Below are 15735 nucleotides of genomic sequence, written 5' to 3'. Positions count from 1 at the left end.
GACGTAAGACCCAGAAGGGCCAGTAGCCATGACCGACGAGCAGAAGCTGCTTGACTACCTCAAGCGGGTGACGGCCGATCTGCACCAGAGCCGTCAGCGGGTGAAGGAGCTGGAGTCGGGCGGTCAGGAGCCGGTGGCGATCGTCGGCATGGCCTGTCGTTTTCCGGGTGGTGTGGACTCGCCGGAGGCGTTGTGGGAGCTGGTGGCCTCCGGCAAGGACGCCGTCTCCGGTTTCCCCGAGGACCGCGGCTGGGACCTCGACGCCCTGTACGACCCCGACCCGGGCCGCCCGGGCACCTGCTACGTCCGGGAAGGCGGCTTCCTGGAGCGGGCGGGCCACTTCGACCCCGAGTTCTTCGGGATCTCACCGCGTGAGGCGCTCGCCATGGACCCGCAGCAGCGGCTCCTGCTGGAGACCGGCTGGGAGGCGATCGAGCGCGCCGGCCTGGACCCGGCCGGGCTGCGCGGCTCCCGCACCGGCGTGTTCGTCGGTTCCAACGGCCAGAGCTACGGCGCCCTGCTGATGGGCGCGCCGAGCGACGTCGAGGGATACGGCGGCACGGGCACCGCCGCCAGCGTGATGTCCGGCCGGGTCTCGTACGTGCTGGGTCTGGAGGGTCCGGCGGTCACGGTCGACACGGCCTGTTCCTCCTCGCTGGTCGCCCTGCATCTCGCCGCCCAGGCGCTGTGGCGGGGCGAGTGCACCATGGCCCTGGCCGGCGGGGTCACCGTCATGGCCACTCCCGGCCCCTTCGTGGAGTTCTCCCGACAGCGGGGTCTCGCGGCGGACGGGCGCTGCAAGTCGTTCGCCGCGGCGGCCGACGGCACCGGCTGGGGCGAGGGCGTCGGCGTGCTCCTCGTGGAGAAACTCTTCGACGCCCGCCGCCACGGTCACCCCGTCCTGGCCGTGCTCCGAGGCTCGGCCGTCAACCAGGACGGCGCCTCCAACGGCCTCACCGCCCCCAACGGCCCCTCCCAGCGCCGCGTCATCCTCCAGGCACTGGCCACTGCCGGCCTGACGCCCGACCAGGTCGACGCCGTCGAGGCGCACGGCACCGGCACCACCCTCGGCGACCCCATCGAGGCCCAGGCGCTGCTCGCCACCTACGGGCAGAACCGGCCCGAGGACCGGCCCCTGCTGCTCGGCTCGGTGAAGTCGAACATCGGGCACACCCAGGCAGCGGCGGGCGTCGCCGGCATCATCAAGACCGTCATGGCCCTGCGGCACGGCACCCTTCCGCCCACCCTGCACGTCGACGCCCCCTCACCGCACATCGACTGGAGCACCGGCCGCCTGCGCCTGGCCACCGAACCCACCCCGCTGCCGCCCGTGGACCGGCCCTGGCGCGTGGGCATCTCCTCTTTCGGCGTCAGCGGCACCAACGCCCACACCATCCTCGAACAGGCCCCCGCCCCCGCCCCGGGCACCGACACCCCGGCCGCGGTCGACCCGCCCCTGACCGTGTGGCCGGTCACCGCCCACACCGACCAGGCCCTCACCGCCCAGGCCGCCCGCCTCCACGCCCACCTCGAAGCCACCCCCGACACCGAGGCCCGCCCGGCGGACGTGGCCCTCTCCCTGTCCCGGACCCGCACGTCCTTCGAACGGCGTGCCGTGATCCTCGGCGACAACCGCGCCGAACTCCTCACCGGCCTCGCCGCCCTCGCCTCCGGCCGCGACACGGCGGACGTGATACGCGGCAGGGCGGTCGACGGGCGCCGTACGGCATTCCTGTTCTCGGGGCAGGGGAGTCAACGGGTGGGTGCGGGGCGGGAGTTGTACGACACGTACCCGGTGTTCGCGGCTGCGTTGGATGGGGTGTGTGCGCACTTCGACGGGTTGCGGGAGGTGTTGTTCGACGATGAGTCCGGTCGTATTGATCGGACGGAGTTCACGCAGCCGGTGTTGTTCGCTCTGGAAGTGGCTCTGTTCCGGTTGTTGGAGTCGTGGGGTGTGGTCCCTGACTTTGTGGCGGGTCATTCGATCGGTGAGATCGCGGCGGCGTATGTGGCGGGGGTGTGGTCGCTGGAGGGCGCCTGCGCTCTGGTGGCAGCTCGGGGTCGTTTGATGGGTGCGTTGCCGGAGGGCGGGGCGATGCTGGCGGTCGAGGCGGCGGAGTCGGATGTCCTGCCGTTGCTGGACGAGCGGGTTTCTGTGGCGGCGGTGAACGGTCCGTCGTCGGTGGTCGTCTCCGGGGACGCGGTTGCGGTGGCCGGGTTGGAGGCGCGCTGGCGTGAAGAGGGCCTGCGCGTCAAGCGGTTGACGGTCAGTCACGCGTTCCATTCGCCGTTGATGGACCCGATGCTGGACGACTTCCGCGCCGTGGCTGAGGGGTTGTCGTACGACGCCCCGCGCATCTCTGTGGTCTCCAACCTCACCGGCGAGATGGCGACCGCCGAGGAGTTGTGCTCGCCGGAGTACTGGGTTCGTCATGTCCGTGAGGCGGTCCGATTCGGCGATGGCGTACGGGCGTTGCACGGTCAGGGTGTCCGTACGTACGTCGAACTCGGCCCCGACGGCGTGCTGTCGGCCTTGGCTCAGCAGACCCTCACCGACGAAGGCTCCGCCTTTCTGACGACCCTGCGCCGTGACCGTGCCGAGAAGCGGACGGTCGTGACGGCACTGGCTGGCCTCTATGCGCGCGGTGGCGCCGTGGACTGGCCCAAGTTCCTTACGGGCAGCGGCGCCCGACAGGTGGAGCTGCCGACGTACGCCTTCCAGCAGGAGCGCTACTGGCTGGAGCCGCCCGCCTTCCTGGGCGACCCCGGCGGCCCCGGCCGACAGGCGGTGGACCACCCGCTCCTGGACGCCGCCGTGCGGATCGCCGACACCGAAGGTGTGCTCCTCACCGGCAGTCTCTCCCTGCGCAGCCATCCATGGCTGGCCGACCACCGGATCCTGGGCGCTGTCCTCCTGCCCGGCACCGCGTTCCTCGAACTCGCGGTCCGCGCAGGCGACCAGGTCGGCTGCGGCACCGTCGAGGAACTCACCCTCGAAACCCCGCTGATCCTGCCCGAGGACGAACCCGTCCACCTCCAACTGTCCATCGGAGCCCCCGACGACAGCGGTCGACGCTCCTTCAGCGTGCATGCCCGCCCGCACGGCGACGGCTGGTCGGACGACGTGCCGTGGACCCGGCACGCCCAGGGCTTCCTCACACCGACCGTCGCCCCCACCGCCGATGACCTGACCGCCTGGCCACCGCCCGGCGCCGAACCCGTCCCGCTCGACGCCTTCTACGACACCTGGGCCACCTCCGGGGGCTTCGCCTACGGCCCCGTCTTCCAGGGCCTGCACACGGCCTGGCGCCTCGGCGATCAGGTCTTCGCCGAAGTCGCCCTGCCGGAGACCGCCCACGAGGACGCCGCGCGCTACGGCCTCCACCCCGCGCTGCTCGACGCCGGCCTGCACGCCATCATGCTCGGCAGCTTCGTCGCCGACGACACGTCGGCCGGTCACGACGGCCTGCTGCCCTTCTGCTGGACTTCGGTCTCACTGCACGCCACCGGCGCCACCGCCCTCAGGGTCCGGCTGACCCCTGCCGCCACCGACTCGGTCGCGGTCCTGGTCGCCGACCAGACCGGCGCTGTCGTCGCCCAGGCTGGCTCACTGCTCGTACGACGCGCCCATGCCGACCAGCTTCGACAGCAGGACCCTGTCACGGACGAGGCGCTGCTGCGGGTGGGATGGACGCCGGTGCCGTTGCCTGACCCGGCGGTGGAGGGTGGTGCCCCCGGTGGCTGGGCGGTGCTCGGCGGTGACACGGCGGTGGTCGAGGCGCTGCGTACGGCGGGCATGGCGGCCGAGGGCAGCTCTGCGCTGACGGGGGTGCCTGGCGGGGCGGCGTGTGTGCTTCCGGTCGGTGGTGTGGGTGCGGTGGGTGTTGTTCTGGGTGTGGTGCGGGAGTGGTTGGCCGATGAGCGGTTGGTGGATGGGCGTTTGGTGGTGGTGACGCGGGGTGGTGTTGCTGCGGGTGCCAGTGATGTGGTGTCGGATTTGGATGCTGGTGCGGTGTGGGGGTTGGTGCGGTCCGCGCAGGCAGAGAACCCCGGCCGCTTCGTACTCGTCGACGTGGACGGTACGACGCAGTCGTGGGCCGCGCTGCCGGCGGCGCTGAGCACGGGCGAGCCTCAACTGTCCCTTCGCGAGGGAAAGGTGTCCGTGCCGCGACTGGTGCGGGCCGGGGCTGACGATGCGTTGGTGGTGCCGGGGGAGGGGGTTGGTGCTGCCTGGCATCTGGAGAGTGTGGCGCGGGGGAGTCTGGATGACCTGGAGTTGCTGGCGTTCCCCGAGGGGGCTGCTGTTCTGGGTGTGGGGCAGGTGCGGGTGGGGGTGCGGGCTGCGGGGGTGAACTTCCGTGATGTGTTGGGTGCGTTGGGGATGTATCCGGGGCCTGCGAACGCGCTGGGTGCTGAGGCGGCTGGTGTGGTGGTGGAGGTTGGTCCTGGGGTGACTGATCTGGTGGTGGGTGACCGGGTGTTTGGTATGGCGCCGGGTGGTCTGGGGTCGGTGACGGTGACGGATCGGCGGTTGGTGGCTCGGGTGCCGGAGGGGTGGTCGTTCGCGGAGGCTGCGTCGGTGCCGATTGTGTTCCTCACCGCGTTGTATGCGTGGCGGGATTTGGCCGGTCTGCGGGCGGGGCAGTCGGTGCTGGTGCATGCGGGTGCCGGCGGTGTCGGTATGGCTGCCATCCAGCTTGCTCGCCATTTCGGTGCTGAGGTGTATGCGACGGCTAGCCCCGGAAAGTGGGATGTGCTGCGTGGGTTGGGTCTGGACGACGAACACATCGCCTCTTCGCGGGATACGTCGTTTGCGGAGAAGTTCTCCGGTATGGATGTGGTGCTGAATTCGCTTGCGGGTGAGTTCGTGGATGCGTCTCTGCGGGTGCTGGCTGATGGTGGCCGGTTCCTGGAGATGGGCAAGACCGACATCCGCGAGTTGAACGATGTGAACTATCGGGCCTTCGACCTCGGCGAGGCGGGTCCGGATCGAATTGCTGAACTCCTTTCGGAACTGTTGGAGTTGTTCGCTGCCGGTGATCTGTCTCTGTTGCCGGTGCGGGCGTGGGATATCAGGCAGGCTCGGGATGCGTTCCGGTTCATGAGCCAGGCCCGGCATGTGGGCAAGGTCGTGCTGACGGTTCCGACGCCGCTCGACCCTGCTGGGACGGTGCTGATCACCGGTGGTACGGGTGGCTTGGGTGCGGTGGTCGCCCGTCACCTGGTCGCTGAACAGGGTGCGCGGAAGTTCCTGCTGCTCTCCCGCAGAGGGCTGGCGGCGCCAGGTGCTGAGGAACTGAGCCAGGAGCTGGTGGAAGCGGGCGCTGAGGTCCGCGTCGAGGTGTGTGATGTGTCCGACCGGGACGCGCTGGCGGCTCTGGTGGAGGGTGAGCGGCTGACCGCCGTCGTCCACACGGCCGGTGTCCTGGACGACGGCCTGGTGGAGTCGCTCACTGCCGAGCGCCTGGACACCGTATGGGCGCCGAAGGCCGAAGCGGCCCGGCATCTCCATGAACTGACTGCTCATCAGGATCTGTCGATCTTCGCCCTGTTCTCGTCCGCATCAGGAACGCTTGGTGCGCCGGGCCAGGCCAACTACGCAGCAGCGAACGCCTACTTGGACGCGCTCGCCGCCCACCGGCGGAGCAGCGGTCTGCCCGCCACGTCCCTGGCCTGGGGGCCTTGGGCGCAGACGAGTGGCATGACCGGAACGCTGAGCGACAACGACATCCAGCGCATGGCACGGAGCGGTGTACAGCCCATCACCGCTGAGCAGGGTGTCCGCCTCTTCGACTTCGGCACACGGTCCGTTCACGCCGAACTCGTACCCCTGCGACTGGACATGTCTGCTCTGCGTGCACAGGCGGCGACGGGGGCGCTGCCGATGCCGTACCGCGCACTGGTCCGGGAGACCGGGCGCCGCACGGCTGCCTCGACTGTGGGTGTGGGGTCGTTGGCGGGGCGGTTGGTGGGTTTGGGGTTGGGTGAGGTGCGGTCTGTGGTGGTGGATGTGGTGCGGGAGCATGCGGCGGTGGTGTTGGGTCATGGTGATGTGGGTGGGGTGGATCCTGGGCGGGCGTTCAAGGATCTGGGTTTTGATTCGTTGACGGCGGTGGAGTTGCGGAACCGTTTGAATGCGGTGACGGGGTTGAGGTTGCCGGCGACGTTGGTGTTCGATTTCCCGACGCCGTTGGTGCTGGCGGAGTTCATTGCCGGTGAAATCGCGGGTGAGGCTGTTGAGGTTCCGGCTCTGCCGGGCCCTGTTGCCATGTCGGTGGATGAGCCGTTGGCGGTTGTGGGGATGGCGTGCCGTTTTCCGGGTGGGGTGGATTCGCCGGAGGCGTTGTGGGATCTGCTGGTGGCGGGCGGGGACGCGATCGGTGATTTCCCCACGGATCGAGGCTGGGATCTGGAGGGGTTGTTCGATGCGGAGGGGGTGCGTGCGGGGTCGTCGTATGTGAGCCGGGGCGGGTTCGTCGGGGATGCGGCCGGTTTTGATGCGGGGTTCTTCGGGATCTCGCCGCGTGAAGCACTTGCGATGGATCCGCAGCAGCGGTTGATGCTGGAGGCGTCGTGGGAGGCGTTGGAGAGGGCGGGTATTGATCCGGCTGCGGTGCGTGGTTCGCGGGCGGGTGTGTTCATCGGCGCGGCTGCCTCCGGTTACGGGACCGGCCTGTTGCAGGTCCCGGAGGGTGTTGAGGGGCATCTGCTGACCGGCAACACCCCCAGCGTGGTCTCCGGGCGGCTGGCCTACACGTTCGGCTTCGAAGGCCCCGCCGTCACGGTCGACACCGCGTGCTCGTCGTCGCTGGTGGCTCTGCATCTGGCGGGTCAGGCGCTGCGGGCGGGCGAGTGCGAGATGGCACTGGTGGGTGGTGTGACGGTGATGGCGATGCCGGGTATTTTCACCGAGTTCTCGCGGCAGCGGGGTCTTGCGGTGGACGGCCGGTGCAAGGCGTTTGCGGCGGCGGCGGACGGGACGGGCTGGTCCGAAGGTGCCGGCGTCCTGGTGGTGGCCGGTCTGTCGGAGGCCCGCCGTCATGGCCGCCGGGTGTTGGCGGTGATCCGTGGTTCGGCGGTGAACCAGGACGGTGCGTCGAATGGTCTGACGGCGCCGAACGGTCCTTCGCAGCAGCGGGTGATCCGTCAGGCGTTGGCGGCCGCCAGCCTGTCTCCGTCCGAGGTGGATGCGGTGGAGGCGCACGGTACGGGCACGGCGCTCGGCGACCCGATCGAGGCGCAGGCGGTGCTGGCAGCCTACGGCCAGGACCGGGAGGCTGAGCGGCCGTTGTGGTTGGGGTCGGTGAAGTCGAACATCGGTCACACGCAGTCCGCCGCGGGTGTGGCGGGTGTGATCAAGATGGTCATGGCGATGCGCCACGGAGTGCTTCCGCAGAGTCTGCACATCGACGAGCCGTCCCCCCACGTCGACTGGTCGGCGGGCGGGGTGGAGTTGTTGTCGCAGGCGCGGGAGTGGCCGCAGACGGGCCGTCCGCGTCGGGCGGGTATCTCGTCGTTCGGTGTGAGCGGGACGAACGCACACGTGATCGTCGAACAGGGCGATTCGATCCTTGAGCCGTCTGAGTCAGCTTCATCGGGTGCGACGGCACTGCCGCTCTCGGCGCGCAGTTCGGAGGCGCTCCAGACGCTCGCGGGCCGTCTGCGGCAGCGGCTCCTGGACGAACCGGACCTTCAACTCACTGATGTGGCAGCCGCGTTGGCGAGCACGCGCGCGGTCCTGGAGCAGCGAGCGGTAGTGGTCGCCACCGACCGGGACGAAGCCCTGGCAGGCCTGGAAGCACTCCAAGTAGGCAGGGAGGCACCGCAACTCCGGATCGGAACCCCGACTGTCACCGGCGCGGGCCGTTCGGCGTGGCTGTTCACCGGTCAGGGCGCCCAGTACGCAGGCATGGGCCGTGAACTGGTCGCTACCTACCCGGTGTTCGCGCAGGCGCTGGACGAGGTGTGCGCCCGCTTCGACGGGCTGAAGCAGGTGCTGTTCGACGACGCATCAGGCCTGATCGACCGTACGGAGTTCACGCAGCCGGCGTTGTTCGCGTTGGAGGTGGCGTTGTTCCGGTTGCTGGAGTCGTGGGGTCTTGCCCCCGACTTCGTGGCCGGTCACTCCATCGGGGAGATCACGGCCGCCTATGTGGCCGGGGTGTGGTCGCTGGAGGATGCCTGCACGCTGGTGGCGGCCCGGTCCCGCCTGATGGGCGCACTCCCGGAAGGCGGCGCGATGCTCGCCGTCCAGGCCCCCGAAGTTGAGGTGCTGCAGCTGCTGGACGGCCGGGTGTCGATCGCCGCGGTCAACGGCCCCTCCTCGGTGGTCGTCTCAGGCGACGCAGCAGCCGTCGCAGAACTGGAGACCCGCTGGCGTGACCAGGGCACCCGCGTCAAGAGGTTGACGGTCAGTCACGCCTTCCACTCACCGCTGATGAACCCGATGCTGGACGAGTTCCGCACGGTCACCGAGTCCCTGACCTACCAGATCCCGCGTATCCCGGTCGTCTCCCACCTCACCGGCACCCTGGCCGCCACCGCAGATCTCCGGTCCCCGCACTACTGGGTCCGCCACGTCCGCGAGGCCGTGCGTTTCGCCGACGGCATCCGCACCCTGCACCAGGAAGGCGTACGCCTTTTCCTGGAACTCGGCCCCGACGCCGTCCTGACCGCCATGGCCCAGGACACCATCACGGCTGAGACGGAGGCCGTTCTGGTCCCGGCCCTCCGCCGCGACCGAGCCGAGGAGACAACCCTCCTCTCCGCCCTCGCTACCCTCCACGTCCATGGCATCGCCATCGACTGGCCGGCATGCCTGACCGCCCGCACCGAACAGACCGCCACTCCACCCCGCCCCCTCGACCTGCCCACCTACCCCTTCCAGCACCAGCACTACTGGCTGCAACCCGGTTCACTGAACGACCTGCTCGCCGACCACCACCGAGCCGGCACCACTCCCGACGAAACCGGCTTCTGGCAGGCCGTGGAGCGCGCCGACGCCGACTACCTGACCCACCAGCTGAAGCTGGAGTCCTCCGAAGCGGTCGATGCCCTGCTCCCCGCCCTCTCCGCCTGGCGTACCCGGCAGCGCGAGCACGAGGAGACCAGCGGGTGGTGCTACGGCGAATCCTGGCGACCGGTGTCCCTCGACACTCCGGCCGCCGCAGACCCGTCCCGCCCCTGGATCCTCCTGGAGCCCGCACCCGACGACGTGCGGCACAGGCGCCCTGAGTCCGAGCTCACGGAAGCCGTGGGCGAAGTTCTGACGGCGACCGGCGTCGTCCTCCTCCGCATCCCCGTCCCCACCGACGCCCCCCGCCACCAGGTAGCCGACCTGCTCCGCGCGGCCCTCGCGGACACCCCGGAGCCCGCGGGCGTGATATCCCTCCTGGCCCTCGGCGCCACCACCGAAGCCACCGCACCGCATACGACGCTCACCCTCGTCCAAGCACTGGAGGACGCAGAGGTCGAGGCGCCCTTGTGGTGCCTGACCAGGGGCGCGGTGTCCGCGGGCCGTTCGGACCGGCTCAGCGCCCCGGCGCAGGCCGCGGTGTGGGGGCTGGGGCGGGCGGCGGCGCTCGAACTCCCGGGCCGTTGGGGCGGGTTGGTCGACCTGCCGGAAACCCTGGACGACCGTGCCGCCGACCGACTGCTCCGCGTGCTCTCCCAGCGCACCGAGGACCAGGTCGCGATCCGCCCCTCCGGCATCCTGGCGCGCCGCCTCACCCGCACCCGGCCGAGCGGCGCCGAGTGGACCCCGACCGGCACGGTCCTCGTCACCGGTGGTCTCGGAGGGCTCGGCGCCCAGGCCGCTCGCCGGTTCGCCGAACTCGGTGTTGAGGGCCTGGTGTTGATCGGTCGCCGGGGAATGGACACGCCCGGTGCCGCCGAACTGGTGGCGGAGCTGGACGGAGTTCACGTCACCGTCGCGGCCTGTGACGTGACCGACCGGGCGGCCCTCGCCGACGTCATCGCCGGGATCCCGGCGGAACGGCCCCTCACGGCGGTCGTCCACACCGCCGGTGTCCTCGACGACGGCGTTCTCGACGCCCTCACCCCGGCCCGGCTCGAACAGGCCTGGCAGGCCAAGGCCGTCGGTGCCTGGCATCTGCACGAGTTGACCCGCGACCTCGACCTGAGCGCGTTCGTCCTGTTCTCCTCCGTGTCGGGCACGATCGGCGCGGCCGGGCAGGCCAACTACGCAGCCGCCAACGCCTACTTGGACGCCCTCGCCCACCACCGCCACGACCTCGGACTCCCCGCCAGCTCGCTGGCCTGGGGACCCTGGGCAGGCGCCGGCATGGCCGCCGACGGCGACACCACCGAGGCCCGCCTGCGCCGCTCCGGTCTCACCCCTCTGGACCCGGACAGCGCGGTCGCGCTCCTCGGCCGCATCGCGACCGACGGCACCGCGGTGGCGGTCACCGTCGCCGACGTGGACTGGGCACGTTTCGCCGGGTCCTTCACCGCCGTACGACCGTCGCCTCTCCTCGCCTCCCTCGCTCCGGAGGCGCCGGTCGCCCCGGCGGGCGGACAGCAGGGCGGTGACTCCGGCGCGTTTCGACGGCGCCTGGCCGGGCTGTCCCCGGCCGAGCGCCGGGAGCAGGCCGTCGTCCTCGTACGGGCCGAAGCCGCCGCTGTGCTCGGCCACGGAACGACGGACGCGCTCCCCACCCACCGCACCTTCCGCGAGCTGGGCTTCGACTCGCTGACCGCCGTCGAGCTCCGGAACCGGCTGACCCGGCTCACCGGGCTGAAACTGCCCGCCGGACTTGTCTTCGACCACCCCACGCCCGCCGCCCTCGCCGACCATCTGTGCATCCGGACGGCGCCGGACGAGACGGTCTCGTCGGGTGCTCTGTCCACCGTCGGCGCGACCCCGGGTGATCCGGACGAGCCGATCGTCATCGTGGGCATGGCCTGCCGGTTCCCCGGTGGGGTCGCCTCGCCGGAGGAGTTCTGGGAACTGCTCGCCGTCGGCCGCGACGCCGTCGGGGACTTCCCGGCCGACCGCGGCTGGGACACCGACGAACTGCTCGCCTCCGGTGCCACCAGCACCGCACGGGGCGCGTTCCTGCGGGACGCGGCCGAGTTCGACGCGGGTTTCTTCGGAATCTCCCCGCGTGAGGCACTGGGCATGGACCCGCAGCAGCGGCTCCTGCTGGAGACCGCCTGGGAGGCCGTCGAGCGCGCCGGGATCGACCCGGTGGGGCTGCGTGGACGCCCCGTTGGCGTGTTCGTCGGCTCCAACGGGCAGGACTATCCAGCCCTGTTGGCGGTGTCCGGTACCGAACTCGACGGACACCTGCTGACCGGCAACGCGGCCAGCGTGGTCTCCGGTCGGCTGGCGTACGCGTTCGGGTTCGAGGGCCCGGCCGTCACCGTCGACACCGCGTGCTCCGCGTCCCTGGTGTCCCTGCACCTGGCCGCGCAGGCGCTGCGGTCGGGCGAGTGCGAGATCGCGCTCGCGGGCGGGGTGACGGTGATGTCGACGCCCGGCGCGTTCGTGGAGTTCTCCCGGCAGCGCGGGCTGGCCGGCGACGGCCGCTGCAAGGCGTTCTCCGCCGACGCGGACGGCACCGGCTGGGGCGAGGGCGTCGGCCTGCTGCTCGTCGAGAAGCTGTCCGACGCCCGCCGCAACGGCCACCAGATCCTCGCCGTGGTCCGTGGTTCGGCCGTCAACCAGGACGGCGCCTCCAACGGCCTCACCGCCCCCAACGGCCCTGCCCAACAACGGGTCATCCGGCAGGCCCTCGCCAACGCCCGTCTGACTCCCGCCGAGATCGACGCCGTGGAGGCCCACGGCACCGGTACGGTCCTCGGTGACCCGATCGAGGCCGAGGCGCTCCTGGCCACCTACGGTGAAGGCCGTGCCCTCGAACGACCGTTGCTGCTCGGCTCGGTGAAGTCCAACATCGGTCACACGCAGGCCGCCGCCGGTGTCGCCGGTGTCATCAAGATGGTCATGGCCATGCGCCACGGCGTCCTGCCCCCGACCTTGCACGCGGACACTCCGACTCCGCACGTCGACTGGACGGCCGGAACGGTCCGCCTGCTGACCGAGCCGCAGGAGTGGCCCCGAGGAGAGGCCCCGCGCCGGGCGGGCGTCTCGTCGTTCGGCATCAGCGGCACCAACGCCCACGTCATCCTGGAGTCCGCGGAATCCCTGTCGACCCCGCGGTCGGCACAGCCCCCCGCCGGCCCCGCCAGCCCCGACGTCCCGCCCCTGTGGCTCCTCGGCGCCCGCGACCGCACCGCCCTCCACGCGCGGGCCACCGCCCTGCGGGCCGTGCTGCGCGACACCCCCGACCTGAACGACCGGGACCTGGGCCACGCCCTCGCCACCACCCGATCCTCCCTCGACCACCGAGCCGTCGTCCTCGGCGCCGACCGCGACGAGCGCCTCGCCGCCCTCGCCGCCCTCGCACAGGGCCGCGCGGCCCCCGGCCTGGTGAAGGGCGAGCCCGTGGAGGGCCCGATGGCCTTCCTGTTCTCCGGACAGGGCAGCCAACGCGGCGGTGCGGGACGGGAGGTGTACGACACCTTCGCCGCGTTCGCCGACGCGCTGGACGAGGTGTGCCTGAGGTTCGACCAGCTGCTCGACCACCCGCTGCGTCAAGTGCTCTTCGGGGACCAAGACGTCCTGCTCGACCGGACCGAGTACACCCAGCCCGCCCTGTTCGCCATCGAGGTGGCGTTGTTCCGGCTGCTGGAGTCATGGGGTGTCACCCCGGACTTCGTGGCCGGTCATTCGATCGGGGAGGTCACGGCCGCGTACGTCGCCGGTGTCTGGTCCCTCGACGACGCGTGTGCGCTGGTCGCCGCGAGGGGGCGGCTCATGGGTGCGCTGCCGGAGGGTGGCGCGATGCTCGCCGTGGAGGCGGCGGAAGCGGATGTCCTGCCGTTGCTGGACGGGCGAGTGGCGGTCGCCGCGGTCAATGCCCCCGGCTCGGTGGTGGTCTCCGGGAACGCGGACGCGGTCACCGAGCTGGAGGCCAGGTGGCGTGAACAGGGCGTGCGGGTCAAGCGGTTGACGGTCAGTCACGCGTTCCACTCGCCGTTGATGGAGCCGATGCTGGACGACTTCCGTGCTGTGGTGGAGAAGCTGGAGTACGGCGTCCCGCGTATCCCGGTCGTCTCGAACCTGACCGGTGAGATGGCGGCCGTCGAGGAGTTGTGTTCGCCGGAGTACTGGGTGCGGCACGTCCGGGAGACCGTGCGCTTTGCCGACGGAGTCGAGACGCTGGTCGGGCGGGGTGTGGCGACGTTCGTCGAACTCGGTCCGGACGCCGTCCTGTCGGCACTGGTACCCGCCGGAAGCGGTGTCCCCGTCCTGCGCAAGGACCGCGCCGAGCAGCTCGCCGTGGCCAGGGCGTCGGCCGCGCTGCACGTGCGAGGCGTGACCGTCGACTGGGCGGCGTACTACTCCCGCCCCACGGCCCACCGGATCGACCTGCCCACCTACCCCTTCCAGCGCGCCCGGTACTGGCCCGACGGCCGCGTGCGCCCGCCGCACGCACAGGGGCCGGTGGGCGACGAGACCGACCGGCGTTTCTGGGAAGCTGTCGAGCACGAGGACTTCACAGCCCTCGCCGACCAGGGTCTGGACGCCCTAGCCGACGCCCTGCCCGCGCTGTCGTCCTGGCGGCGCCGGACCCGTGAGCGCTCCGCCGTCGACGCCTGGCGGCACCGACTCGTCTGGCATCCCGTCAGTTTGCCCGCAGCGGCTCTGCACGGCAGTTGGCTGCTGGTCTCCGGCCCGGACGCGGAAGCCACCGCCCGCCAGGCCGCCGACGCTCTTTCCGGTGCCGGAGCCACCGTCGTGCATGCCGTTCTGGACGCCCCGCGGGCGAACGACCGTGCCGTCGTCGCCGACGAGCTGCGGGCCGTCCTGGACGGACAGTCCGTCGCCGGGGTGCTCTCCCTGCTCGGCTGGCACGACACCTCCGACGACGGCCCCGTCCCCACCGGCCTGCCCGCCACGGCCGCACTGCTCCAGGCCCTCGGCGACCTGGGGGTGGAGGCACCCCTGTGGTGCGCCACCCAGCACGCGGTCACCACGACCCCGTCGGACGACCTCGCGGACCCCGTCCGGGCCGCCCTGTGGGGCCTCGGCCGGGCCGCCGCCCTGGAACACCCGGGGCGCTGGGGCGGTCTGGTCGACCTGCCCGCCGACCTCACCCCGGCCGTCGGCACCCGCCTGGCAGCCGCCCTGGCCCAGAGCGCCACGGACGGGACGAACGAGGACCAGCTCGCGCTGCGCCCCGACCACACCCTGGTCGCCCGCCTGGAACCGGCCCCCGCACCATCGGTCGACGACACCGGCTGGAAGCCGGGTCCGGGCAGCGTCCTGATCACCGGAGGCACCGGTGCCCTCGGCGCGCACACCGCGCGCTGGCTGGTCCGGCAGGGCGCCCGGCACCTGCTGCTGGCCGGCCGCAGCGGCCCGGACGCGCCCGGCGCCGAGCTGCTGCGCGCCGAACTCACCGAACTGGGCGCCGAGTCGGTGACCCTGGCGGCCTGTGACGTCGCCGATCGCGCCCAAGTCGCCGCACTGCTCGGCGGGATACCCGGCGACCGGCCGTTGACCGCCGTGTTCCATGCGGCCGGTGTTCTCGACGACGGTGTCCTCGACGGGCTCACCCCCGAACGGTTCGCCGCCGTGTTCGCCGCGAAGTCCCATGCCGCGCACACCCTGCACGAGCTGACCCGCGACCTCGACCTGAGCGCCTTCGTGCTGTTCTCCTCGGCCGCCGGAACCCTCGCCGGCGCGGGGCAGGCCAACTACGCGGCCGCCAACGCCCACTTGGACGCCCTCGCCCGGCACCGGCACGCACTCGGGCTGCCCGCCACCTCCCTCGCCTGGGGGCCGTGGGCCGACGCGGGCATGGCCGCCGACAGCACCACCGCGCGAGGCCGCGGCGACGGCGCGGGACTGCGCGCGCTGGCGCCCGGCCAGGCCGTGGCCGCGATGGGCCGAGCCCTGGCCGCGGGCGACACCGCCCTGACCCTCCTGGACGCCGACTGGCCCCGGTTCGCGGCCGCCTACACGGCCGTACGGCACAGCCCGCTGCTGACGGGCATCCCTCAGGCCGCAGCCGTCCTGGACACTGTCCGCGACGCCGCGCGGGAGACCCCCGCACTGGGCGACCGGCTGGCCGGGGTGACCCCCGCCGAACGGGACCGTCTCGCGCTGGAGTTGGTCTGCGCGGAGGTGGCGCTCGTCCTCGGCCACGGGTCCGGCCAGGACATCGATCCCCAACGCGCCCTGCGCGACCTGGGCTTCGACTCGCTGACCGCCGTAGAACTGCGCAACCGGCTCGACCAGGCCACCGGCCTGCGGCTGCCGACCACGCTCGTCTACGACCATCCCACGCCCACCGCGCTCGCCGAGGAACTGCTCGCCCAGCTGACGCCCGACAGAGGGCCCGCGGGCGCGGACGCCGGACTGCGGCAACTGGCCTCGCTGGAGTCGGCGCTCGCCGGACTGTCCCCCCTGGAGACCGATCCCGGCACCCGGGCCGCGATCGGAGACCGGCTCGGCGCGCTGCTCGCCGTCTGGTCCGCCACCGGCGCCGCGCCGGGCACCGACACCGTCTCCGGCGAACTGGACGAGGCGAGCGACGACGAGGTCTTCGACTTCATCGGCCGGGAGTTCGGGATCTCGTGAACCCCCGCCCGGCCGGGCTCGACCCCGCCGCCCCGACGCAGACCACGAACCACCGGCCCCAC

1 pseudogene is annotated in these 15735 nt (G+C 71.7%); it reads left to right on the top strand.

From position 1 onward, the window contains the following. Positions 1 to 127 precede the first annotated feature (127 nt). A pseudogene (locus G3I78_RS51080) lies at positions 128 to 15673 on the top strand (type I polyketide synthase); the annotation flags it as partial. Positions 15674 to 15735: the final 62 nt, after the last annotated feature.

Source organism: Streptomyces sp. SID13726 (assembly GCF_010548375.1).
Lineage (GTDB): Bacteria > Actinomycetota > Actinomycetes > Streptomycetales > Streptomycetaceae > Streptomyces.
Note: the sequence above shows the minus strand (reverse complement) of the source record. Positions and strands in the feature narration are given on the sequence as shown.